Origin of the sequence: Pseudomonas sp. Teo4 (genome assembly GCF_034387475.1) — a bacterium.
GTDB lineage: Bacteria > Pseudomonadota > Gammaproteobacteria > Pseudomonadales > Pseudomonadaceae > Aquipseudomonas.
The window spans coordinates 1,536,978-1,561,152 of record NZ_JAXCIL010000001.1 but is presented as its reverse complement, the minus strand read 5'-3'; the positions used below and the strand labels follow the sequence as shown (position 1 = coordinate 1,561,152).

Annotated in this window: 22 protein-coding genes; 11 read left to right on the top strand and 11 right to left on the bottom strand. The window is 59.9% G+C overall.

The window, feature by feature from the left end:
• Positions 1-105: 105 nt before the first annotated feature.
• A complete protein-coding gene (locus PspTeo4_RS07220) occupies positions 106-1,077 on the top strand; it encodes a LysR family transcriptional regulator (RefSeq protein WP_322363021.1) in 972 nt (323 codons plus the stop codon).
• Between the two features lie 163 nt (positions 1,078-1,240).
• Positions 1,241-2,650 (top strand): hypothetical protein, encoded by a 1,410-nt coding sequence (locus PspTeo4_RS07215; RefSeq protein ID WP_322363020.1) that lies wholly within the window; start codon positions 1,241-1,243, stop codon positions 2,648-2,650.
• A 6-nt stretch (positions 2,651-2,656) separates the two neighbouring features.
• On the opposite strand, the gene PspTeo4_RS07210 is transcribed toward PspTeo4_RS07215, so the two are convergent.
• The 3 genes from PspTeo4_RS07210 to hisN form a co-directional block, all read right to left on the bottom strand.
• Positions 2,657-3,388 (bottom strand): hypothetical protein, encoded by a 732-nt coding sequence (locus tag PspTeo4_RS07210; RefSeq protein ID WP_322364807.1) that lies wholly within the window; start codon positions 3,386-3,388, stop codon positions 2,657-2,659.
• A 166-nt stretch (positions 3,389-3,554) separates the two neighbouring features.
• Entirely contained in the window at positions 3,555-4,169 is a 615-nt protein-coding gene (locus PspTeo4_RS07205; protein WP_322363019.1) for a hypothetical protein, read from the bottom strand.
• 416 nt (positions 4,170-4,585) lie between these two features.
• The gene (gene hisN / locus PspTeo4_RS07200; protein WP_322363018.1) at positions 4,586-5,377 is read right to left on the bottom strand and encodes a histidinol-phosphatase; all 792 of its coding nucleotides are present in this window, start codon (positions 5,375-5,377) and stop codon (positions 4,586-4,588) included.
• Between the two features lie 183 nt (positions 5,378-5,560).
• Between hisN and PspTeo4_RS07195 the strand changes: the two genes are divergently transcribed.
• The 3 genes from PspTeo4_RS07195 to PspTeo4_RS07185 all read left to right on the top strand — a co-directional run bounded on the left by PspTeo4_RS07195 (position 5,561) and on the right by PspTeo4_RS07185 (position 10,363).
• Positions 5,561-7,009 (top strand): hypothetical protein, encoded by a 1,449-nt coding sequence (locus PspTeo4_RS07195; RefSeq protein WP_322363017.1) that lies wholly within the window; start codon positions 5,561-5,563, stop codon positions 7,007-7,009.
• Between the two features lie 165 nt (positions 7,010-7,174).
• Positions 7,175-8,065 carry a universal stress protein gene (locus PspTeo4_RS07190; protein ID WP_322363016.1) on the top strand — a complete coding sequence of 297 codons (891 nt, stop codon included), beginning with the start codon at positions 7,175-7,177 and terminating at the stop codon, positions 8,063-8,065.
• A gap of 156 nt (positions 8,066-8,221) precedes the next feature.
• Positions 8,222-10,363, top strand: coding sequence for a TonB-dependent siderophore receptor (locus PspTeo4_RS07185; RefSeq protein WP_322363015.1), 2,142 nt, complete (start codon positions 8,222-8,224; stop codon positions 10,361-10,363).
• Positions 10,364-10,460: 97 nt separating this feature from the next.
• On the opposite strand, the gene PspTeo4_RS07180 is transcribed toward PspTeo4_RS07185, so the two are convergent.
• From PspTeo4_RS07180 to ptrR, 4 genes are all read right to left on the bottom strand, one after another.
• On the bottom strand, positions 10,461-10,982 hold the full coding sequence (locus PspTeo4_RS07180) for an acyloxyacyl hydrolase (protein WP_322363014.1): 522 nt from the start codon (positions 10,980-10,982) through the stop codon (positions 10,461-10,463).
• 198 nt (positions 10,983-11,180) lie between these two features.
• Complete coding sequence (locus PspTeo4_RS07175) at positions 11,181-11,927, bottom strand: phytanoyl-CoA dioxygenase family protein (RefSeq protein ID WP_322363013.1); 747 nt, start codon at positions 11,925-11,927, stop codon at positions 11,181-11,183.
• A 58-nt stretch (positions 11,928-11,985) separates the two neighbouring features.
• Complete coding sequence (locus PspTeo4_RS07170) at positions 11,986-12,429, bottom strand: carboxypeptidase regulatory-like domain-containing protein (protein ID WP_322363012.1); 444 nt, start codon at positions 12,427-12,429, stop codon at positions 11,986-11,988.
• Between the two features lie 77 nt (positions 12,430-12,506).
• Positions 12,507-13,373 (bottom strand): putrescine utilization regulator PtrR, encoded by an 867-nt coding sequence (gene ptrR / locus PspTeo4_RS07165; RefSeq protein WP_322363011.1) that lies wholly within the window; start codon positions 13,371-13,373, stop codon positions 12,507-12,509.
• A gap of 105 nt (positions 13,374-13,478) precedes the next feature.
• Between ptrR and PspTeo4_RS07160 the strand changes: the two genes are divergently transcribed.
• A complete protein-coding gene (locus PspTeo4_RS07160; RefSeq protein WP_322363010.1) occupies positions 13,479-14,864 on the top strand; it encodes an aldehyde dehydrogenase family protein in 1,386 nt (461 codons plus the stop codon).
• 138 nt (positions 14,865-15,002) lie between these two features.
• On the opposite strand, the gene PspTeo4_RS07155 is transcribed toward PspTeo4_RS07160, so the two are convergent.
• Both PspTeo4_RS07155 and PspTeo4_RS07150 read right to left on the bottom strand, forming a co-directional pair.
• Positions 15,003-16,916, bottom strand: a complete 1,914-nt coding sequence (locus PspTeo4_RS07155) for an AAA family ATPase (protein WP_322363009.1) — start codon at positions 16,914-16,916, stop codon at positions 15,003-15,005.
• 68 nt (positions 16,917-16,984) lie between these two features.
• On the bottom strand, positions 16,985-17,896 hold the full coding sequence (locus PspTeo4_RS07150; protein ID WP_322363008.1) for a helix-turn-helix domain-containing protein: 912 nt from the start codon (positions 17,894-17,896) through the stop codon (positions 16,985-16,987).
• 160 nt (positions 17,897-18,056) lie between these two features.
• Here PspTeo4_RS07150 and PspTeo4_RS07145 point away from each other — a divergent pair, with 160 nt between their 5' ends.
• From PspTeo4_RS07145 to PspTeo4_RS07135, 3 genes are all read left to right on the top strand, one after another.
• Positions 18,057-19,415, top strand: coding sequence for a glutamine synthetase family protein (locus PspTeo4_RS07145; protein WP_322363007.1), 1,359 nt, complete (start codon positions 18,057-18,059; stop codon positions 19,413-19,415).
• Between the two features lie 65 nt (positions 19,416-19,480).
• Positions 19,481-20,569 (top strand): polyamine ABC transporter substrate-binding protein, encoded by a 1,089-nt coding sequence (locus PspTeo4_RS07140; protein ID WP_322363006.1) that lies wholly within the window; start codon positions 19,481-19,483, stop codon positions 20,567-20,569.
• A gap of 14 nt (positions 20,570-20,583) precedes the next feature.
• Entirely contained in the window at positions 20,584-21,879 is a 1,296-nt protein-coding gene (locus tag PspTeo4_RS07135) for an FAD-binding oxidoreductase (protein WP_322363005.1), read from the top strand.
• 133 nt (positions 21,880-22,012) lie between these two features.
• Here PspTeo4_RS07135 and PspTeo4_RS07130 read toward each other — a convergent pair whose 3' ends face one another.
• Both PspTeo4_RS07130 and PspTeo4_RS07125 read right to left on the bottom strand, forming a co-directional pair.
• Positions 22,013-22,318 (bottom strand): DNA-binding transcriptional regulator, encoded by a 306-nt coding sequence (locus tag PspTeo4_RS07130; protein ID WP_322363004.1) that lies wholly within the window; start codon positions 22,316-22,318, stop codon positions 22,013-22,015.
• Positions 22,287-22,682 (bottom strand): type II toxin-antitoxin system RelE/ParE family toxin, encoded by a 396-nt coding sequence (locus PspTeo4_RS07125; RefSeq protein WP_322363003.1) that lies wholly within the window; start codon positions 22,680-22,682, stop codon positions 22,287-22,289. Before PspTeo4_RS07125 ends, PspTeo4_RS07130 begins: the two co-directional genes overlap by 32 nt.
• 395 nt (positions 22,683-23,077) lie before the next feature.
• Here PspTeo4_RS07125 and PspTeo4_RS07120 point away from each other — a divergent pair, with 395 nt between their 5' ends.
• Both PspTeo4_RS07120 and PspTeo4_RS07115 read left to right on the top strand, forming a co-directional pair.
• Entirely contained in the window at positions 23,078-23,671 is a 594-nt protein-coding gene (locus PspTeo4_RS07120; protein WP_322363002.1) for a DUF1842 domain-containing protein, read from the top strand.
• A 19-nt stretch (positions 23,672-23,690) separates the two neighbouring features.
• Positions 23,691-24,146 carry a DUF1842 domain-containing protein gene (locus tag PspTeo4_RS07115; protein ID WP_322363001.1) on the top strand — a complete coding sequence of 152 codons (456 nt, stop codon included), beginning with the start codon at positions 23,691-23,693 and terminating at the stop codon, positions 24,144-24,146.
• Positions 24,147-24,175: the final 29 nt, after the last annotated feature.

Below are 24,175 nucleotides of genomic sequence, written 5' to 3'. Positions count from 1 at the left end.
TCAATCGCGCTGAAAGCTGCGCCGCAGACAGTGTTGGTTTACCGAACAATGCCGAACCGCTAGAGTGAATCGATTGGCTTGCCGAAGGACTTCGCCCCCACCACCATGGTCAGACACTCCGAACCCGATCAGACGCTGATCAAGATGCCCTCGCTGCGCGCCGTGAAAGTCTTCGTCGCTGCCGCCAAGTACCAGAACTTCACCCGCGCCGCCGAGGCCCTGTGCGTCACCCAGGCGGCCGTGAGCCGGCAGATCCGTGAACTGGAGACCTACCTGGGCGCAGAGCTTTTCAATCGGGTGGGCCGCGCGGTGGAACTGACCGTGGCGGGTTCGATCTTCTTCGATGCGGTGCAGTTGTCGTTCGTCAACATTTCCCAGGCCGCCGAACGAATCCGCAGCAACACCAATACCAAGCATGTGGTGACCCTGTGCTGCTCGCCCGCCTTCGCCGCGCTGTGGCTCGGGCCGCGGATGCCGATGTTTTTCGAGCAGAACCCGGATATCGACATCAACCTGGTGACCACACAGAATTTCCTGGCCATGGAGCCGGGTGTCAGGCCGGACATCTACATCACCAAACTGGGCAAGATCCAGGCGGGATACAGCTGCCACCCGCTCAACCACGACCTGATCTACCCCATATGCAGCCCGCAATATCTGGCGCAGCACCCGGAACTGGGCACGCTTGAAGGGATGCGCGATGGTTCGTTGCTCAACCTCAGCCCTTATGGTCGCTCGCAGGTCGCCGAGCACATCGACTGGAACGTTTGGCTGGCATTCCACGATGTCGACCTGAAGAGCCGTGCCAATACCGCGCCTCATTTCTTCAATGCCAACGACTACAACCTGTTGGTGCAATTGGCTTTGGGTGGCCAGGGCGTGGCGCTGGGCTGGGACCATCTGGTGGCACCGTTGGTGGCCCAGGGCCTGCTGGTGCGGCCGGTGGCAGAGCAGCTGGAGCTCAAGGACACCTTCCACTTTCTGGCCTTCAACGACGACAAAGAGCATGACTCCAGTTGTCGTCGGTTGCGGGACTGGGTATTGGACCAGTTTCAGGTGTTGGGCGGCACCACATAACCTCAGATTGTGGGTTGTCGCAAGAGCATGACAACGCACACTAAATACGACATCAGTTACCCACTTCGGAGTAAATCGTCCGCAATCACCTGACAAAAATGCCAGTTTCGGCCAATTCAAAGCGTGCTTACTCTAATTGCTCGTTAACTTAAGGAGCATGAATATGGCAAAATCAGACGATTCGGGTTACATCGACCCAACCTATGGCATAAGTGGCCAAGCTACGGTTCCAGCTCAAGACAAGGAAAATACAGATCGGTATTCCCTGCAGGTACAAGCCTACGCAACAGCTTCGGATGGTAGCATGGTCTTTTTTGGTCACAACCCAGATGACGTGTACGAAGAAGACGGATTTCTGACGCGGATATATAGCAGTGGCCAGTGGGACGGAGTGACAAAGCATGTTCCCGTCCGTAAGTTAATACCAAAAAAACAATGGGCATACTACACCATGACCCTTGGCGAAGTGGATGGCGAGCAACGTTTCTTTACTGCATCGCCTTTTTATTATGCCGAGGACGGCAGCTTTGCGCGACATATTGCCATTCAAAGTTATGGTATGGACCTGCAAAAAATCGTTGAGTTCGGCAATGACGGAGTTGCCCTTCCAAGCCCACCTCTGGCACTACCGCACGCTACTGGAAAACTAGCTGAAGCCCACAAAATTTCGAAATCCGCGCAGCACAAAGAGGCAAAGCCGGACCAATTGTTTGACTATCGCTTTCAACAAAAGCTGGCCTGCACAAACGAAAAAATCACAGTCCTTTTTTATGGCTCCACGGTTGTAAACGGCGTTGAAGACGAGTCGATATGGTGCGCCGTGCTCAACGCAAAAGACGGTAAACCTGGAACCGGCTTGGGCGCGGATGGCATCCAGAGCCAGGTCAGACTTCCCAAGTTCGACGGCAAGCTGCTCAGCCCTTATCGGGTTGCGTTTCTGGAAGACGGTGGTTTCTTCGTGCTTGGCGTCACGTTCGGCGAAGACAAGTGTTACCTGCAACGTTTCAAGCCCAATGCCACACTTGACGAAAAATTTGCCAATGATGTAGGTCATATCGAGATCCCCGGATCCCCGCTTCATGTTGGCCTGGCTGCACATAAAAATCGGGTTGTCGTAAGCACAGCTGCATTTCATAACACTTCAGAAGCAACCAAACTTTGGGGCTTTGATTTTTCAGGAAAGGAGTTACCTGCCTTCACCAAGTCAATACCGTTCAACCCACAGGCTGCGCCCGGTTTACCTAAATGGCTGAGCAACGTAGTCAGGGAGAAACAGAAGCGAAACAAAGGCATGACGCTCAATCATCTTCGGTTTGACGCAAAAGGCAGATTGGTCTTGGGCGGAGAAACAACCTATGCAGAGGGCGATTCCTACCTCCAGTTGGTCCGACTTGAATACGATGGGGAGCTGGATGTGAATTTTGGTGTTGGCGGTTACTCTGCAGTCACTCCAGAGGACTACCTCTTTAATGCAAAAGGTATGGACCTCCAAGGCGATGGGATTCTCGTGTTCTCACAAATCACCGTGGACCCTGGGGAGGGTTACCAAAAAGTCGCGCGCTTCAAATCTTGATAAGGCCTATTGCACCGGTAAGAAATTCATCAGCAACAGGCTCTGCGCGTAGTTGAGTCCAATTCGCCGATAACGTTCATCCAACAGCTCTGCCAGCAAGTCCAGCCGCGCCACGATCTTGCCGAACTCCACGGCGAAACTCAGGTTGCTGCCCTCCTCCGAGATTTCGTTCGAGAACAGCAGCAACACACCATTGGCGTCTTGCCGCTGGCTGAGCATCCAGGTGGCTTTTTCGATGTTGCGGGCGGCGTTGTTGATGAACAGCGGGTCGATAGTATCGGTCATGTAGAACTCGGTACGCCCACCGTGTGCGGTGATGAGCATGCTGCCGATGGCGTAGATGAAAGCGCCGACGCGATCGCCTTTGAACTCGGGGCTCAGGGCATAGCTCAAGGCGGCGAGGTCACGTCTGTCGCCCAGTTGGGCCAGTGGTTGGCGCTGTTCGATGGCCTGGCGGATTTGCCGTTCGGCGGTGGCGGCGTCGAGGTAGCCGGACATCTTCAACTGGTTGGGATTGCGCAGGTAGAGCTTGTTCATCAACAGGTACAGGCTCTGGAGGTTGTCGCGCATGGACAGCGTTGCCATGCGGTCGACGCTGGTCTGGAACAGCTCGCTGGGCTTGCCGTCGCCCAGCTGGCTGACGATGTCGCGGCCCTGCTGCTGGGAGCAGGCACCAAGGCACAGCAAGGTTCCTGTCAGTAGCAGGCGTGATAGGAGTTGGGTTTTGCGTACAACCATTGGCACCAGGTCGGAGTCGGCGGCGGCGCCGGGGATCGGCGCGGCCTGGCCAAGCATAGAGCCCGTAAACGGGAAAAAGTGCGATACAGGCCCTTTCGCCGCTCCTAAGGCTGCCGTGCCTCACGTTGCCTGGAAAACTCCCTGTTACCCGCAAGACCCGCCAGCTTCAGCCAACGGTTAAGCCCGCCAGTCGCGCCAGCTCGTGGTAGTTCATCCCCGCTGGAACCTGCCGCAGGTACTCATCGATCGCCTCCTCGTCATCGACCATCGAAAGCATCTGCCTGTGCCTGGCATGGGCCAGCCTCGACTGCTCGGAGGTTTCCGGCAGCAACGCCAGTTGGATCAGCGCCTCCTTGGCATGCTCGGGAATTTCCGGGTAATAACGGTATTGGGTCATGCCCTCAAGCAGGACCCGATCCAGCACGATAAACGCGCCAGTGGGAAGGATGTCCGGGTTTTCGGTGCGGCTCAGGGCAATATCGATCTTGCGCCCGTTGAACTCGACCCACGCATGGGATGCCACACCATCCCACGAGCCTTCGCCGACCCAGCCGACGAGCACATCGACCTCGATGTTTTTCTCCTTCTTCAAATATCGCTTGAGAAAGAATGACAGATGATAACAACCACCCCACATCCCGCCCTCCATCACGATATGCCGATGGATTCTGGTGGCGGTATCGACGATCACACGCTCTTCACTGGAGAGGGATAGCAACCACTCTCGACCCAGTACTTCAAATTGTTGCGCCATCCGTTTTCGCTGCCGTGCCTGGCCCATGACGTTGCCTCCTGCAAAGTTATCGGGTGCAGTAACCCTAGGGCCGATTTATCCAAATAGCAATTTAATTAGTGATGAACAGATCACGTTTCATCGAAATCGTGGTGCGGTTAAGGCTCCATCGATAAAGTGAGCACAGGCTGTATGCTGAAAAGAGCGCCATCTGTGCTGATACAGGGTATACCGGTGCCGAGAAACACCAGTGCATGAAAGGCAGAGAGTGTTTTGAAAGATCGCAGAGCGACTCAGCAGCCACACTGTTCTGAGCAAATGCAGCATGCATTACAAGGCGAAGCGCAAGATCGAAGAATCCAACGCGCGGTACATGCGTTGAGCAACTTGCCTGGGGTTTCCCCAGGAACTTTCCGGAGCGGTGCCGCTGACTGGCACTCGGCTCCGGATACGATATTCAATAGTTACATCGCGTGCCGCAACATCTCTACAACCTGCGCATGCAGCACCGGATCACCACACGCCACCACACACCCACCATTCTGCGCCGAACTACCATCCCACGCCGTAATCACCCCACCCGCCCCTTCGATGATCGGCATCAGCGCCTGCACGTCATACGGCTGCAGACTCGCCTCGACAATCACATCGACAAAGCCAGAAGCCAGCATGCAATAGGCATAGCAGTCACCGCCATAACGCATCAACCGCGCCTTCCCAGCAACGGCCTCGAACGCCGACTTGCGTGCTGGCGTGTCGAACATGTCCGGTGTGGTACACATCAACGTCGCCGAAGCCAAGTCAGCACAGGCCCGGGTTTTCAGCAACGTACCGCTGCGCCAGGCACCTTCCGGGGTACCCACGAAGCGCTCGCCAGTGAAGGGCTGGTTCATCACCCCGACCACCGGCCGCGAACCATCGTTCAACGCAATCAACGTGCCCCACAGCGGCAAACCGGTGATGAACGCACGCGTGCCATCAATCGGGTCCAACACCCAGTGCAGCGGGCTGCTGCCCATGGCCGTGCCATGTTCCTCGCCGAGAATCCCGTGCTCAGGGTAGCGGGCCTGGATAAGCTCACGCATCGCGTCTTCGGCAGCCTTGTCGGCAACGGTCACCGGGTCATACAGACGTCCGCCCTTGTCCTCGACATCCAGGCTGGCGCGAAAGTACGGCTTGATCGCCAAGGCAGCGGCATCGGCCAGCTGTTCGGCGAAGACACGGAATTCGCCGATCTGTTCAGCGCTCAGGGACATGGGGCAGGCCTCTTGGGAAATAATGGGGTTCACATCATACCCGAGCTAACCCTTGCATGCGCCTTCCTTGACGAACAGTTAAGCATCCTCTGACAGGATCGAAACTGCGCCTGTTAAAAATGCTAGTTTTGCCTGCTTGATATTGACCTTACATTGGCTGCTCCCCCCCATTGGTACAGCACCATGAAGAAACCAGGCGCAGCTAAAAAGAAACCGGGCGCAGCTGAAAAGAAACCAGGCGAGCTTGACCCAGACTATGGAAAAGATGGCGTGTCGATTGTCCCTGCTGAATTCAGCGGTGATGAAACTTACACGCTCCAAATTGAAGTGTGCGTAAAAAATACTATTGATGACAGCATGGTATTCGTAGGGCATAACCCTCCCCAAGACGGGTCTGGCGCTGTGCCCTGGCGCCCCTTGTTTTTCACGCGTATTGACAAAAATGGAAAATGGGACGAGTCACTCCGTCACGTAAAACTCCCGGAAACCGGTATGGAAGAATATGGCATAATCAGGAGCCTCAATTACATCACATTGGACGGGCGTGGTCGCTATCTGGCGTCGTTTGTTTACCGTTACGGGTCAGCGGGCAATATTGTTTACCACGCAGCCATTCATGCTTTTGATGAAAATTTCAAGCCAATTGGTGATTTCGGCGAAAACGGGATGATTTATCTGAAACATCCAGACTACCCTCAGAAGGGGTCTAAAAAGCCGCAACCCAAACTAAATCCGAAAAAATCCACTACGGGGAACGTTTCCGAGACTGAGCAGTGTCCGAATTCGTCAAAACCCGAAAATCTGGACTATCGATTTGAGTCTAAGCTCGACCTTGTGGACGGAAAGATCAAGATCATTTTCTCAGGACTGGTTATGAATTCTACCGGCCTTATAACTAACTCAACCTTATGTGCTTTATTGAACCCGCACACTGGCGAGCTTGTAGCAGGTCTTGGCGAAAAAGGGGATAAGTCGCAAATCGCCCTACCAGTTGTGGCTGACAGAGTCTTTATCCCTTACCGAGTAGAGTTTCTGAAGGATGGTAGCTTCCTCATTGCAGGCTTCACAACAGATAAAAATGAACCCTATCTAGTGCGTTTCAATTCAAATGCGACGCTTGACGAAAATTTTGGCGACGGTGGTAAAATTCGCCTGGCCGGAGCACCGCTGCACACCGGACTTGCTGTGTTCAAAAACACCATAGTCGTAAGCACAGCACCGTTCCATGCCGGCAGCGACCCCACTCAACTCTATGGCTTCACCTTGTCAGGCAAAGTCCTACCTCAATTCACCAAAGAAATCAGGTCGCCCTCCTTCACAAAAGGTCACAAAAAGAATGCGCAAACAGGAATATCACTTCACCATATAAAGTTCGACCCCGCCGGGAGACTTGTACTGGCGGGAAATATAATTGATGAACACAAGTTCTCATACCTTCAAATTGCACGACTGAGCGCAGACGGAACGCTCGACGAATCATTTGGAAAAGGTGGCTTCTCCGATCCAAAAAAATTCGATTATCTCTACAGCTCACATGGCATTTACTTACTGAAAGACGCTATCAATATATTTAGCTGGATGGACAAAAGCCTAGTTCAGCGCCATGACAGAATTGCTCGATTCACAGCGTAACCCGAGCAGTGAACCCGGCACCTCCAAGGACGATGCCACTGCACTTTCCACACACGCTTTGATTTACGCCTGCACCGTCTAAACTGATTGAGGGTGGTCGAAATGCCGTACGACCGCCCCTTTCAGCAGGAACAAATGGGGGGCTGCCACACGTGGAGGTGTGAGATGAGCCAGTTCAAGCGTTTGTTCGTCATGCTCGGCCCGCAAATGCGCCATACGCCCGCCCTGCAGCGCGCCGCTGCGCTGGCGGAATCCAGCGGTGCGCTGCTCGATATCAACGTCTTCGTCGACGATGTCGACACCTTCGGCCTGATGAGCGATGGCCGCGAGCGTGAGCGCCTGCTCAGCGACAACCGTCAGTGGCTGTCGGACGAGGCCGAGCAACTGAGCAATTCAGGCCTGGACGTTTCCACCGAGTTGCTGCTGACCCGAGACCCGCTGGCCAGCGCCCTGGAGCAAGTCGAACGGCTCGGCTGCGACCTGCTGATCAAGGACGTGCAACACGAACCCGTACTCAAGCGCCTGCTGGTCACCCCGCTGGACTGGCAACTGCTCAAGGACAGCCCGGTCGCCGTGCACCTGGTCAGCGATATCCGCCTACCCCTGCCACGCCAGGTCGCCGCAGCGGTCGACTTGAATAGCCATGGCGCGGGCGAGCACCTCGACGAGCAAGTCATCCATAGCGCCCACGCCCTGGCACTGCAGTGCAATGCCGAACTGCACCTGCTGCATGTGTGCGACGCCGCCAAGACCCACATCGCTGACTTTGGCGCCGGCACCGTGACCATGCCGGGCTTCGATGGCAGCGTACGCACTGCACAGCGCACGGCATTCAACCGCCTTGGCGACCACCACGAAATCCCTCTTGAGCGGCGGCACTTTCTGGAAGGCCCGGCGATCCGCGCCATCGCTCAGTTCGTCAGCCACAACCGTGCGGACGTGATTGTCATGGGTAGCCACCGGCACGATGCCATGCAGACCTTCCTCGGCGGCACCACGGCCCATGTGCTGGAGCATCCGCTGTGCAACGTGCTGGCGATCAAAGCCACTCGCTGAGCTGAAAATCCACCGCAGTGCCCACTGGTACTGCGGTAGACCATATTCTGGTACGCGCGCTCCACTTAAAAAGAATGCATTTGATAATGATTCGTAGTAATTTCGCGACGCTTTTTTCCCAACCCCTCAGCGCCCTACTCCAGGATCGTACCGTCGATGCGTCGCACGTTCGTTTCGCTTTGTGTGCTTCATGCTGTCTCCCCACTGGCCTGGGCCGAGCCCGAACCGCTCAGTGACCCCGCCCAGATCGAGCTTCAGGCTCTGAGCATTACCAGTACCGCCGACAATGAACGAGCGGATGGCCCGGTGACCGGCTACAAGGCCACCCGCTCGGCCAGCGCCACCCGCACCGACACCGCCCTGCACGAAACGCCGCAATCGGTCAGCGTGGTGCCCAAGGATGTGCTGACGGACACCGGCGCCACGCGCCTGCAGGACGGCCTGGATTACGCCGGCGGTGTCGGCCGCGCCAACAACTTCGGCGGCCAGGGCCTCACCACCTTCACGGTGCGCGGCTTCACCACTGGCGAGTTCTACCGCAACGGATTCCCGATCAACCGTGGCTACCCCAACGCCCCCGATGCCAACACCGTCGAGCGCCTGGAGGTGATCCGTGGCCCGGCCACCAGCCTGTACGGCCGTGGCGACCCAGGCGGCACATTCAATGTGGTCAGCAAGCAGCCGCTGCCTGAGTCGAAGGTTACCCTCGGCAGCCAGTTCGACGACCAAGGCATGCACCGCGCGACCCTGGATGCCACCGGCCCGTTGAGCCAGGATGGCAGCCTCGCCTACCGCCTCAATGTGCTCGGCGAAGGTGGCGACAGTTTCCGCGACAATGTCGAAAGCGAACGCTACGACGTTGCGCCGGTGCTCAGTTGGCAGGTGAACGATGCGACCAAGATCGTCTTCGAAGGCGATTTCATGCGTAACAACCACCCGCTGGATCGCGGCCTGACGCGCTACACCAACCAAGCCGGTAGCGCCTCGCGTGACACCAACGTCTGGGGTAAAGGCAGCGACAACATGCTGCACAACGACAACAACATGGCACAGCTGCGCTTCGAACATGCGTTGAACGAGGACTGGACCCTCGGCGGCGGCATGCAGTGGCTGGACGGCTCGCTCAAGGGCAACGCCATCGAAGCCAACGGTTTGCAGGCAGACGGCCGCACCCTGGGACGCAACTTCAACTACCGCAAGCTGGAATGGCGCGACCGCGACTACCAGCTCAACCTCACCGGGCACTTCGATACCGCAGGTTTCAGCCACACCCTGCTGACCGGGATCGAGTACGAGGATTACGACTACAACTCGATCATCCAGCGCTCGGCCGCAGGCGCCGGTGCCTATCCGATCGACCTGTTCGACCCGGTTTACGACCAGGCGCGCCCTGCCCTGACCCGCACCACCACCCACGACAAGGAAAACCTCAAGACCTGGGCATTCTTCGTCCAGGACCAGGTGGCCCTGACCGAGCGCCTGAAAGCCCTCGCTGGCGTGCGCTTCGAGCGCTTCGAACACGACTACGTGAACAAGCTCAACAGCGCGGGTGACTTCAACAAAGGCGAGAACGGCGTAACCCCGCGTTTCGGCCTGCTGTATGACCTGACCGATACCGTCGCGGTGTATGCCAACACCGCACGCTCGTTCAAACCCAACAGCGGCGCCCCAGCAGGTGGTACTGGCCGTGGCTTCGACCCCGAGAAAGGCAAGTCATACGAGTTGGGTGTGAAGTGGGAAGCGCTGGACCGGCAGCTGAGCATCGACGCGGCGATCTACCACATCGTCAAGGAAAACGTGCTGGCCAACGACCCCAACGACCCGACCGGCACCTACAAGATCGCCGCAGGCGAAGTCCGCAGCCGTGGCCTGGACATCAACATCGCTGGCAACATCACCCCTGAGTGGCGGGTGATTGGCGGTTATGCCTATGTGGACGCCGAGGTGACCAAGGACACCAGCCTGCCGACCGGCACGCGGCTTGCGAACATCCCGCGCAACAGCTTCAGCCTGCTCAATACCTATGAGTTCCAGGACGGACTGGCCAAAGGGCTGGGGCTAGGCGTCGGTGTGAAGTACGTGGATGACCGCCAAGGCCAGACTGCCGCGACGACCTACACCATGGAGCAATACACCGTGGTCGACCTGCTCAGCTTCTATCAGGTCAATGAGCACGTGCGCTTGAACCTGGACCTGAAGAACGTCTTCAACAAAGGCTATGACGAAGGCGCATTCAACACCTACGTCTACCCAGGCGCACCGCGCACGGTGCAGGCTGGGGTTTCGTATACGTTCTGAGGCGTTGTCGTCTGATCGGGCCTCATCGCCGGCTTGTCGTGGCGACGAACCGCGGCGATAGGGCCCGATCAAACAACACAAGGGAGGGCAAGAAAGATCAGAAGCCCTTGCTGTAGAACAGCGAGTACGACTCGATCCCGTCGTTCGGCTGCTTGATGCCGGCATTGGAGTAATGCATGGCTCGGATGCCGACTTTCTGCTCACCCGGCAGCTTCAGGCCAAAACCAATGCGGTCCTCGAAGTTGACTGCCGACCCCATGCGCTGATCGCCCACATCGGTCTTGGAAAACGCCGCCAGGCCAATACCAGCCTCGATGTAAGGGGTGTAGGTGAAGCCGCTGAATTCGTAGGTGAACACCGGGCTGAACGATAGCGAGTGGGCACCACTGGCCTCACCGCCTTCCCAATAGGTGTAGGCCGCATCCCAGTAACCGGTCAGGTAGCCGGTGCTGCTTTCCAGCCACTTCTTGTCCCAGTCGAACGACATGCCGATACGGTAGGTCATGTCGCCTTGGCCAGTAGCCCCAACGGCGCCGGACACCTGTGCGGCCTGAGCCAGGTTGGCCCCTGCAAAAGCCAGCACGGCAGCCGCCAGCGAAGCGGCGAGACGGGTTTTCATCAATGACTTCTCCTGATGGTCAACACGGGCAGGCCGCTTTCAAGGCGTCGGCCTGCTAGACACACGGGGGCTCTAGCCCCTCACTTATGGCGGCGACCGGTGCATCCAACCGGTCACACGAGGTAATACTTTTCTGATTATTGTCCAGTTAATCAAAAAGTTGAAAGAGATTTGCCACTATTGGCGAATAGCCACGACTCAGTCGTACTCGGCCTCCTCATGCTCACCCAGCAAACGCCGCTGCCTGGGCGTGGCCTCATCCAGAACCTCAGGGTTGAAACGCCAGACCAGGTAGGGCGAAAACTTCTGCGCCACCATGCGTCGGCCGTAATGCACCTGCAGCATGTCGCGCTCGCGCGCAACACTGCAGTTAGCGCCGCCGCTGTGCCACACGTCGCTACGCAACACCAGCGCATCGCCGGCCTTGCACAACACCGGTTGGGCCTCCCGCCCCTGCCACTGGCTTTCCCCCTCCAGTGGCCTGCGGCCTGCGCGGTGACTGCCCGGCACCACCCAGGTCGGCCCCAGGGTATGGTCGACATCGCTGAGGTACAGCTGCGCTGTGAGAATCTGCATCGGTTGCGTGAAATCGCCGCGCTCGCGCAGCCACGCCGGCAGTTCCATCGGCAGGTGGTCCAGGTGCAGCGCCATGCCTTGGTAACCTGGGTGGCTGCGCCAGGCTGTCTGGCCGATGACGTGGCAATCCGCTCCGAGCGCTGCTTCGGCCAAAGCGATAAGGGGCGGTAGATCCAGAAACGGCAACCACAACGGGTTGCGATTGAAGACGCATTTGTAGTGTTCCAGCAGCCCCTGGTAATCCCAATGAGTGGGCTGCAGGTCGTCGATCGCGCAGCGCAACAAGGCGATGCGCAGGGGTTCGAGCACACCGGGGATCAGCACGTAGCCCCGCTCGTCAAGCAACTGAAGCTGACTCTCCAGGTTCATGGCGATACGCTCCTGTACCACTGGAGTACATCTGTACTCCAGCGGTGGCGTTAACGATTCAACGCCAGTTCAGGTCGACCCTCGCTGGCGCCTTGCCGTCCACAACCACTTGTTGCTGTAACGTCTGACCCTCGGCATTGCCGATGACTTTGTAATGGCCTGGCGGTAGCTGCACGAACAGCAACGGGCCAACGTCATGCAAGGACAGCACGGGTTGACCTTGCGCACTCTGGATATCCACCGCCGCGCCAGTCTGGAACTTGCCTTCCGGGCCGGTGGACAGGGTGACGTGCAAGTCATAGCCTTGCGTCTTGCGCAAGGCGTTGGCTTCATCCTGGCCGATACCGCCTTGCAGGTAGCGGATGCCGTTTTGCTCCTGGGGCTGCAGTTGTACCGCCTGCATGTCGATGGGCGCGTTCAGGTCGGCGGCTGCCGCCAGCGTCCACGGCAATGCGAGCGTGACCAGCAGCACCGCACCCAGGGCATAGTGATGATTGCGCATGGTTCTACCCTCCACGTGGGAATGGCTTACCTATTATCTGACGCCCTGGCCACGCCTGGGTTCGCGCTGATGCATGGTCAGCCGGTGCGGCGCTCTTCGAGCAACTTCACGAACATGCTCAGGCTGCGCGATACCGTCCCCCGGCGCCACACCAGCCAGGTCTTGAGGTAGCGGAAATCTTCCGACATCGGCCAGGCGTTGACGGTGCTGCAACCTGGCATGTTCTCGAGCATGCTGCGTGGCAGCATGGCCAGGCCTGCGCCCGCACTCACGCACGCCAGCATGCCGTGGTACGACTCCATCTCATGGATCTTGCCCGGCACCGCCTGGTCCTGGACAAACCAGTTCTCGAAGTGGTGGCGATACGAGCAGTTGGCGCGAAAGGCATAGATGCTCGCGCCGTTGACATCCTGTGCGCGGGTCACCGGGGTGTGATTGAGCGGCGAAATGATCACCATCTCCTCCTCGAACACTGGCATGCCCTCCAGGGTCGGGTGCAGCACCGGGCCGTCGACGAACGCCGCCACCAGGCGTCCAGACAACACACCCTCCAACATGGTCCCGGAGGGGCCGGTGGAAAGGTCCAGGTCGACCTTGGGGTAGCGCTGGTTGTAGGCCGCCAGCAGCGCCGGAATGCGCACCGCCGCCGTGCTTTCCAGCGAACCCAGGGCGAAGGTGCCCTGCGGGTCTTCCCCGGCCACGGTAAGCCGCGCCTCGTGCACCAGGTCGAGAATGCGCCGGGTGTATTCGAGGAAGTTCCAGCCCGCCGGGGACAGGCGCAAGCGGCTCTTCTCGCGGATGAACAGCTCGACCCCCAGGTCTTCTTCCAGCTGCTTGATGCGGGTGGTCAGGTTCGACGGCACACGGTGAATGTGCTGGGCGGCGGCGCTGATGCTGCCCTGTTCAGCCACGGCCTTGAAGATCTCCAGTTGCACCAGGTCCACAGTCATTCTCCAAACGTGAATGTTTCGCTCATTATTATTCAGTTTTCATTAACGGCATACACCACTAGTCTGAGGTCACTGATAAACAACAACGAGCGTACATCCATGAGCCAGATCAGCAGCCTGACCCACGCCATCTCCGTCGACCCCTTCAGCGGCGAGCAGATCGGCCATTACCCCTTCGATACCGACGCCGCACTGGAAGCGGCGCTGCAACGTGCCAAGGTGGGTTACACCCAATGGCGCCAGGTGTCGCTGGGTCAGCGCAGCGAGTATCTGCTCGCCCTGGCCAACACGCTGCAAGCCAAGGGCGAAGCTTTCGCCCAGATGATCAGCCGCGAAATCGGCAAGCCAATCGCCCAGGCCCGTGGTGAAGTGAGCAAGTGCGTCGGCCTGTGCCAGTGGTACGCCGAACACGGCCCGGCCATGCTGGCGCCAGAGCCGACCCAAGTTGAGAAAGCGCGTATCGAATACCGCCCGCTCGGCCCGATCCTCGCCGTGATGCCGTGGAACTTCCCGATCTGGCAAGTGCTGCGCGGCGCGGTTCCTGCCTTGCTGGCCGGCAACACCTATGTGCTCAAGCACGCGCCGAACGTGATGGGCAGCGCCTACCTGCTGGCAGAGCTGTTCAAGGATGCGGGGCTGCCTGAGGGCGTGTTCGAGGTGCTGAACGTCACGCCAGACGGCGTCACCCGTGCCATCAACGACCCGCGCATCGCCGCCGTCACCCTCACTGGCAGCGTGCGTGCCGGCATGGCCATCGGCGCACAAGCCGGCGCCGCGCTGAAGAAGTGCGTGCTTGAACTGGGCGGCTCCGACCCGTTCATCGTGCTGGCCGACGCCGATCTGGATGCTGCGGTCAAAGCCGCCGTGATTGGCCGTTATCAGAACACTGGCCAGGTTTGCGCCGCGGCCAAGCGCCTGATCGTCGAGCAGGGCATCGCCGAGGAATTCACCCGCAAGTTCGTCGAGGCCACGCGCCAGCTGAAAGTCGGCAACCCGCTGGAGGACGACACCTACATCGGCCCGATGGCCCGTTATGACCTGCGTGACGAGTTGGATGGCCAAGTCCAGGCGACCCTCGCCGAAGGTGCGACCCTGCTGCTGGGTGGCAACAAGGTCGAAGGTGTGGGCAACTTCTTCGAACCGACTGTGTTCGCCAACGTCACCCCTGACATGACCGCGTTCAAGCAAGAGTTGTTCGGCCCGGTGGCGGCGATCATCACCGCCCGCGATGCGGACCACGCAGTGGAACTGGCCAACGACAGCGAGTTCGGCCTGGCGTCGACCATCTACACCGCCGATTACGCTTTGGCCGAGCGCATGACTGCGGCGCTGGACACCGGTGGCGTGTTCATCAACGGCTACTGCGCATCCGACCCCCGTGTGGCGTTCGGCGGCGTGAAGAAGAGCGGTTTCGGGCGTGAGCTGTCGCACTTTGGTGTGCGTGAGTTCACCAACGCACAGACCGTTTGGCTGGATCGTAACTGATCAACCAAGTGGGGCCGCTTTGCGGCCCATCGCGGGCTACGCCAGCTCCCACGAAGCTAGCACCAGGAATTGAAAACTTGCGGCTATCCGTGGGAGCTGGCGAAGCCCGCGATGGGCTGCAAAGCAGCCCCATTCACCTCAACCCCGCGTCTGGTCCTTGACCCACTCCAGCATCCCCCCCGGCACGATCAACTCATGCCGCGCCCGCGAACACGCGGTATACAACCCCGCCAACAGCCGCGCCCGCTCATTGCGCCCTCCCCCCGCCACCGGTGCCACCATCAACTCTGGCGACACCATCACCCTGGCGAACTCCATGTTCTTTACATCCCGCACCCTTCCGAGGAACAGCTTCGGCGCCTTGTCCCAGCGGTAACGGCTCTTGGCCTTGGCGAAATGCTCAGGGGTGTAGCCCTTGCGCAACATGTTGGCCACCGCGACGAACGCCTTGTCATCGCCTTTGTCCTGCTCCAGCGCCTGCCAGCTGGCATAGCGGAACAGCATCGGGTGACGGGGCCGGGTGCCATAGCGGTATAGCTCGATGCAGTCCTCGACGAACAACTCGAAGTCCTTGCGTGCGCTATGCAGCAGTATGAAGGGTACCCCCTGGTGGGTCAGGCGCTGGAACCAACCGAACAGCCCCCACTCGTCTTCGACGATCAAGGCGGTCGGCTGCTCGGGTACCGTCACGGCGTCGAAGAAGCTGACTCGCGTGTAATGCTCGGCACTGCCACTGAATGCCGCCTGGATCGCCGCCGGGTGCGCCTGGATCAGCGGATTGAGCACCGCATCCATCGCAGGCCCGGCGCGAAGCGAGTGGTCGATGTAGCGCTGGCGAATGAAGCCGCCATGGTGGGGGCTCAAGCCATTGAGGTTCTGCAACTCGTCACCCAGGGCGATGACCGACTGCGGACTGCGGTCGAGCACGGCCAGCATGGGGGCCGACAGTTCATGGGCCTCATCGACGATGACATGGGTATAGCGGGCGTCGATCACGTCGTCTGTCAGCGACAACAGCTTGACCCGGTGGTAATCGCGCACCGGCAACTGGATCTCGCGGGCCGAAGGGCGAATCAGTTCCTGCCAGTACAGGCGCGCTTTTTCCAGCAGCACCTCCTGGTCCAGCGGCGTAATGCCGGGGCCGGCCCAGGGCAGATGGTGCAGTTGCAGCTGGTCGTCACCTGTGCGGCAGAAGGTACGCACGGCCTTGACGCACAGTGCCACCACATCGCGCGCCGCCAGCGGGCCGATGTCCGGAATGCCCAACCATTTCACCACTTGCGCCTCCTGCGGGCGCCAGGACAGTTTGGTGCGGTACGGGTCACGCAAGCGCCAGCCATTGCTGGTCAGGTCGCGGTTGAGAATGTCGTCGGCGAGCTGGCCAAACGTCATTGCGGTATAGGCCTGGGCATCCTTGACCCTGGCCTGCAGCGCCCTGAGTTGCCCTTCGGTCAGCGCCAGCAGCAAGGTGCGCGAAGGGTCCAGCAGACGGGCGAACTGGTGAATCAGAAAGGTCTTGCCAGTGCCTGCGAAGCCCTGCACTGCCACCGACTCGTCGACGCCCGACAGAAACTCGCGCAGCAGGCGGTTCTGCTGGTCGCTGAGCAACAGGTCGCTGGCCAGGGACGGCAGGTACACTGGGTGCAACGGGGTGGCGCGCTGGCGATAGGTATCAGCGAACTGGAAGCTCCACTGCCCCTCGGCATCCAACAGTTCTTCCGCCTGATACTCGACCTCGGCGGATAACAGGCCAATGCCATTTTCGCCCAGCATCCCCAGGCCCATGGCGAACGCCTCACGATCGAAACGTTGCCCCACCTGCGCCTGGAACTGCCCGGGCGCGGCTGCCTCTACTTGATTGGCAATGCGCACCATCTCGGCAAAACGACGCTCCTGGGCCTCGACCGATGGCATGGACGGCTGTCGCGGCAGGTTCTGCACGAACAGCACCGCGGCAGCCTCCAGCATGCTGGCGGTCGGGAAGAAGTCGGTGGCGGTGGGCGCGCTGGCGAGGCGGTCGGCCTGGTCGCTTGGCAAAGGCAGGTAGAACATCGGGACCTCGGGTGGAAACTGCCGGGCACGATAACAACTTTCCTGCAGGAATGCTGGGTTGCGTTAGGTCAGCACCCGCGAATAGGCTTGACGCGCCTCAAGGTCTCGCTGGGCAACTCGCGAAACAACTGACGGTAACTCTCGGAAAACCGCCCCAGGTGCCAGAACGACCAGCGCATGGCAACCTCGGCGACCGTCACCTCACCCCCACGCAACAAGTCACGCCGTGCACCATTGAGCCGGCGCAAGCGCAGCCACTGCGCAGGCGCCATGCCAGTGAAGGCCTTGAACGCCTGCTGCAACTGACGCAGCGACACACCCGCCACTGCGGCCAGTTGCATCAGGTTCAGGGTTTCCTCCGGGCAGTCCGCCGCCCATTGACTGACGCGTTGCATGATCGCCCGCTCCTCGCCGCGCCGCCCCAGGGCTCCGCCTTGCAAACGCTGGCAGGCATTGTCGAGGATGAACAGGCAGTCTTCCAGCAGTTGCTCGGCCAGCGCCTGCCCCTCCAATGGGCAGTCGGCCTGACTCAGGCGCGTAAGGGTGGCGCTCAGCCAGCTGCCGAACAGCGCATTCTGGCCGCTGCCCAGCGGCACCATGAATAGCCCTTCCAGGCGCTTCGGGTCCAGGTCGTGATTCGAGAGAAAGCGCTGGTCGAACACCACCGCCACTTCCTGGTAGTTCTCCGGCGTGATCCAGATGTTGCGGCTTTGCTCGTTGAGCAGGTAGAGGCTGTTTTCGCTACGGTCGAAGCAAAACGCCAACGATCCGCTCGGCGCCGTGAAGAACTGCTCGACGCGGGTATTCAGGCGTTCTTCGTAGACCTCCACGCCATCGAGTCCAAGGCAGCGCAACTGGCCGCTGAAGTGCCCCGGCGACATTTGCCGATACTGCTGCTGCCACCCAGGGGTGGCGCGGACCTGCTCGGTTACGTCGCTGGTGTTGAAGGCCTGGACCTGCAAGGCATTGGGCGTTGTCACACGCTGTCCTTTTGCACTCTTTTGGTGCATTTTGCTGACAAAGAAAGTGGATAAAGTGGATAGATCGCCACTCGGCGCTGCGGCCAAGATAGCCCTCAGCGCGTCACCTGGGAAGCCACCGGCCCCCACCGCGCCACAAAAACCCAATCAAGAGGTCTGTATGAACGCCCCCTTCGATCAGCTGTCCACCTGGCTGAAAGAACACCGGATCACCGAAGTCGAATGCGTGATCAGCGACCTGACCGGCATTGCCCGCGGCAAGATCGCTCCGACCGCCAAGTTCCTCCACGAGCGCGGCATGCGCCTGCCAGAGAGTGTGCTGTTGCAGACGGTCACCGGCGACTATGTCGACGACGACATCTATTACAGCCTGCTCGATGCCGCTGACATCGACATGGTCTGCCGCCCCGACCCGACGGCGGTGTACCAGATCCCTTGGGCCATCGAACCCACCGCGATCGTGATCCACGACACGTTCGACAAGCTCGGTAACCCGATCGAACTGTCGCCGCGCAACGTGCTCAAGAAAGTGCTGAAACTCTACGCCGACAAAGGCTGGCAGCCGATCGTCGCACCCGAAATGGAGTTCTACCTGACCCAGCGTTGTGAAGACCCGGACTTGCCGCTGCAAGTGCCGCTGGGCCGTTCAGGCCGTGCCGAAAGTGGGCGCCAGTCGTTTTCCATTGACGCTGCCAACGAATTCGACCCGCTGTTCGAGGACGTCTACGACTGGTGCGAAATCCAAGGCCTGGACCTGGATACGCTGATCCACGAGGACGGCCCGGCGCAGATGGAGATCAACTTCCGCCATGGCGATGCCCTGGACCTGGCCGACCAGATCACCGTGTTCAAGCGCACCATGCGCGAAGCGGCGCTCAAGCACAACGTTGCCGCCACCTTCATGGCCAAGCCGATCACCGATGAACCAGGCAGTGCCATGCACCTGCACCAGAGCGTGGTCGACATCGCCACCGGCAAACCGGTGTTCGCCAATGAAGACGGCAGCATGAGCGAGTTGTTCCTGCACCACATCGGTGGTTTGCAGAAGTACATCCCCAAGCTGCTGCCGATGTTCGCACCGAACGTCAACTCGTTCCGCCGCTTCCTGCCCGACACCTCGGCACCGGTGAACGTCGAATGGGGCGAAGAAAACCGCACCGCCGGGCTGCGCGTGCCAACCTCCAGCCCAGAGGCCATGCGCGTGGAGAACCGCCTGCCGGGCGCAGACGCCAACCCGTACCTGGCGATTGCCGCGAGCCTGCTGTGTGGTTACCTGGGCATGATCGAGAGGATCGACCCAAGCGCCCCGGTACAGGGCCGCGCCTATGAGCGTCGCAACCTGCGCCTACCGATCACCATCGAGGACGCCCTGCAGCACATGGAAGACTGCGAGACCGTGCAGCAATACCTGGGCAAGCAGTTCGTCCAGGGCTATGTGGCGGTCAAGCGTGCCGAGCACGAGAACTTCAAGCGCGTGATCAGTTCATGGGAGCGTGAGTTCCTGCTGCTAAGTGTTTGATTCCCCAAGGGGCGCTCTGCGCCCCAACACACCGAACCCAAGAAAAAGACCAACGAGGTGTCGAGATGCGTCATTTGCAGTCCCTGATCCCCGCAGCATTCACCCTGCTGTTCGCAGCGGCCGCCCAGGCCCAGCCCACCGTCAGCGTGTACAACTGGACCGACTACATCGGCGACACCACCCTTGCAGACTTCCAGGCCAGCAGTGGCGTCAAGGTGGTCTATGACGTCTTCGACTCCAACGAAACCCTCGAAGGCAAGCTGCTGGCAGGCCGCACCGGCTATGACGTGGTGGTGCCCTCGAACCACTTCCTCGCACGCCAGGCCAAAGCCGGCGCTTTCCTGCCGCTTGATCGCAGCAAATTGCCTAATTTCAAACACTTGGACCCCAAACTGCTCAAACAGCTTGAGCAGAACGACCCCGGCAACCAGTACGCGGTACCGTATCTGTGGGGCACCAACGGCATCGGCTACAACGTCGACAAGGTCAAGGCTGCGCTCGGCATCGACAAAGTCGACTCCTGGGCCGTGCTGTTCGACCCCGAGAACCTGAAGAAGCTCAAGCAATGTGGCGTGGCGTTCATGGACTCGCCAGATGAGTTGTTCCCGGCCGTGCTCAACTACCTGGGCATGGACCCGCGCAGCGAAAACCCGAAAGACTACGAAAAGGCCGAAGCCCTGTTGCTGGAACTGCGCCCCTACATCACCTACTTCCATTCATCCAAGTACGTTTCCGACCTGGCCAATGGCGACGTCTGCGTGGCCTTTGGCTACTCCGGCGACGTCTTCCAGGCCGCCAACCGCGCCGTCGAAGCCAAGAACGGCGTCAAAGTCGCCTACAGCATCCCCAAAGAAGGCAGCAACCTGTGGTTCGACCTGCTGGCCATTCCCAAGGACGCCAACAACCCGGAACAGGCCCTGGCTTTCATCAACTACCTGCTCGACCCGCAAGTGATCGCCAAGGTCAGCGCTACGGTCGGCTACGCCAACGCCAACCCTGAAGCCAAGGCCTACATGGACGAGTCACTGGTCAACAACCCCGAGGTCTACCCGCCACAGGAGGTGCTCGACAAACTTTATGTGTCCAGCACGCCAAGCCCGAAGATCATGCGTGTGATGACCCGCTCCTGGAGCAAGATCAAGTCCAACCGCTGAGCCGAGAACGCGCCATGCCTTTCGATACCCAACATACCGCGTCGTACTACGCCGCCACGGCGCGCGACGCCACGCACTACCCAAGCCTCGACGGCGAACTCAGCGCCGACGTGTGCGTGGTCGGCGGCGGCCTGACCGGGGTCAACACCGCGCTGGAACTGGCAGAGCGCGGACTCTCGGTGGTGCTGCTGGAGGGCCGCCGGATTGGCTGGGGCGCCAGCGGGCGTAACGGCGGCCAACTGATCCGTGGCATTGGCCATGACGTCAGCGGCTTTGCCCGCTACGTCGGCCAGGACGGCGTGCGTTACCTGCAGCAGGCAGGCATCGAGTCGGTGGCTTTGGTGGCTCGCCGCATCGAGCAATACGCCATTGCCTGTGACCTGCGCTGGGGCTTCTGCGAACTGGCCAATACCCCCGCGCAGTTCGCTGCCTTCAAGGAGGAACAAGAAGACCTCGCCGCCCTCGGCTATCGCCATGAAACCCGCCTGGTCGGGCCCGAGCGAATTCGCGAGATCGTCGCCAGCGATCAGTATGCCGGCGGCCTGGTCGACATGGGCTCAGGCCACCTGCACCCACTCGATCTGGTCCAGGGCGAGGCACGTGTGGCCCATGGCCTGGGCGTGCGCATCTTCGAGCAAAGCCCGGTGCTGCGCATCGAGCATGGCCCTACCGTGACCCTGCACACTGCCCGCGGCAAGGTCCGGGCACACAGCCTGGTGCTTGGCTGCAATGCCCACCTCGATGAACTGGAACCGCGCCTGAGCGGCAAGGTACTACCGGCCGGCAGCTATGTGGTGGCGACTGAACCGTTACCGGAAGCCGTCGCCAGCCAGCTGATCCCGCAGAACATGGCGCTGTGCGACCAGAAAGTCGGCCTGGACTACTACCGCCTCACCGCCGACCGCCGCCTGCTGTTCGGCGGAGCCTGCCACTACTCCGGGCGCGACCCCAAGGACATCAGCGCCTACATGCGACCGAAGGTGCTCAAGGTATTCCCGCAACTGGCGGATGTGCGCATCGACTACCAGTGGGGCGGCATGATCGGCATCACCGCCAACCGTTTCCCCCAGGTGGGGCGGCTGAGCCAGCACCCCAACGTGTTCTACGCCCAAGGCTATTCTGGGCACGGGCTGAACGTGACCCACTGGACAGCGAAGTTGCTGGCCGAAGGCATCGCGGTTGGCCATAGCCAGGGCCTGGATGTGTTCAGCGCGGTGCCACACCTCACCTTCCCAGGCGGCAAGGCGCTGCGTTCGCCACTGCTGGCGCTGGGGATGTTGTGGTACAGGTTGCGAGAGGCTTTGGGTTAGCCGAGGGGTACGGTGCCCGTCGTGATACGCCGTTGTTGCGACGGGCCAAAATCTATAAACAACATCATGAACAATCATCAAAACATTGATTTATAAGATATTTTCAAGAAAACCTCGAAACAACATCAAGTATCTAAAGAATAGCTTGCAACCCTTTGACTGCGATGACGTTCAGTAACTTCAAAGCCGGCCCTGCCGGTCGCGTCTCACCTTGCTCCCATTTGCGCACGGTCGATGCACTTGTATGCAGGTGCAGGGCGAACACTGACTGGCTGAAGTTCAGGGCCTCTCTCAAACGGCGTATATCCAGCGCACTGAAGTTCCTCACCGGCGCTGGGCAAAGCATTTCAAAATCCCGGAGCGTAACCTTGCTCACGGCCCCTGCATCGTGAAGAGCTGCCAGGTCCTCACGCAACGATTCTACAATTTTGCTGCTCACAGCAGACCTCCATCAACACACCCGCTCGCAATGCTCGTCTAAGTGACACGGGACACAGCTTGAGAAACACCTTGCCCGCGAACTGCAGCGCCTTTTGTTCTTCCGCCGTAATGTTGGCCTTGTCGCTTTTGGCGAACCCATGCAGAAACACGTACCGACTGCCAACACGAACCGAGAGCAAAGTTCGATAACCACCCCGCTTGCCAACGCCACACCCGGCGACACGCTTCTTGTACAGCTCACCACCCAGGCTGGCATCCACCAAGCCCTTGCGCATCTCGTCCACCGCTTGGCACAACATGCTGTCAGTCAACTTGTGCGTCACTTGCCAACGCGCGAATTCCTTGCGCTTTAGAACTTCCATGAATGGTCTCCAAACCATATCCGTCACGGGCATAGTTTTCCAATACTGACCAGGTATGGGTAGTCGGCGCACTCCTGAGGCATTGTAGGAAAGTTCAGCGCCGCAACACGAGACCACTGGCCAACCAGAGGTGTGTCCCTTGGCCAGGCTCATCCACCACTCGTCGGAGATCATGCAAAAAGGCCATCTCTGCCCGGCCGTCCTGCTTTACTCAAGCGGGCTGCCAGGCAGGCGGCACAGCAGACCAGGGATGGCTGCACAAGCAGGCTGACAACAGCCGCTCGCTCCGGGCACATATTCCCTCGCCCGATTCCCTCTTCTTCCCGCCTTTCTACGCCCGCCCGCCGTGCAGCCGTGTATCGGTATCTCATTCATCGAATGCAACGGAGGCAATCATGTCTGAAGCACTGCTCGCACCCTCGGTAGGGCTGTTCCCGGTGTCCTACCAAATCGGTAACAACGCACCCGGCGCACCGCGCCTGCAACTGGACCTGCTGGTCTACACCCCTGACCGCACCGTGAATGGCACGGCGCAGATCTCGCAAACCACCAACCCACCGCTGGATGTGCATGAGGAGGTGTGGGGCAGCTACAGCTACCTGACGGTGCAGCCACCGAGCGAAGGCAAGATCCTGCTCACCGTCCAGGGTAACCAGGGTGGGCCGCATGCCAACTCACCGGTGCAATTCAAGCTCAGGGCGCTGCTCGAAGAAAACTGGCAACGCGGCGTGGCTGACTTCGAATACTTCAATGGGCAACGCTGGGTGAGCGTGGACAATGTGCCGGTGGTGCTGGAGGCCCAGCGCATCCAGCAACTGGCCAATGTCGACCTGCAAACCGAGCTGCACAAGGCGACGCTGGAGGCGGTCATCGCCAACGGCGACGGTGGACAGCTCAAGCAACTGGCCGGCAGTGCCGTGGGCAAGGCCCTCGACCAGGCCATCGCATCGACCAAGACCCCGGCCGCCAAGGCCGCCAAGAAAGCCTGAGCAGACAAGGAGACGCACCATGGCAATCGGACTGTTCCATACCCGCCTGAATGTCAGCAACGGTTTGCTCGGGGCACCAACCCTGACCCTCGACCTGCTGGTCAATACCGTGACCAAGAAAGTCAGCGGCAGGGCTCAGGCATCGCAGGCCACCTACCCGGTACAGGTGTTCAATGCCCACGTCTGGGGTGACTACAGCGAGCTCCAGTTCACCCCGGCCGGCGCGCCGTCGATCGTCCTCAGCCTTGATGGCAGCCCCAGCGGCCCGCTCAGTCAGATCGCGCAGACGTTCCATCTACATGGGCTGGTCGATGCCCAATGGAACAACGGCACGGCCAGCTACCGCTACTTCAGCAATGGCCATTGGGTCGATCAGCACGGGCGGGTGCGCAAGGCACCGGATGTCACCCACCAGGAACAGCAGCAGCCGGCGCAGCGCCTGAGGAACGCGATCAACTTGCTGCAAGGCCTGTAGCCTGATGGTTTTCGCCGGTAGCACAGCCT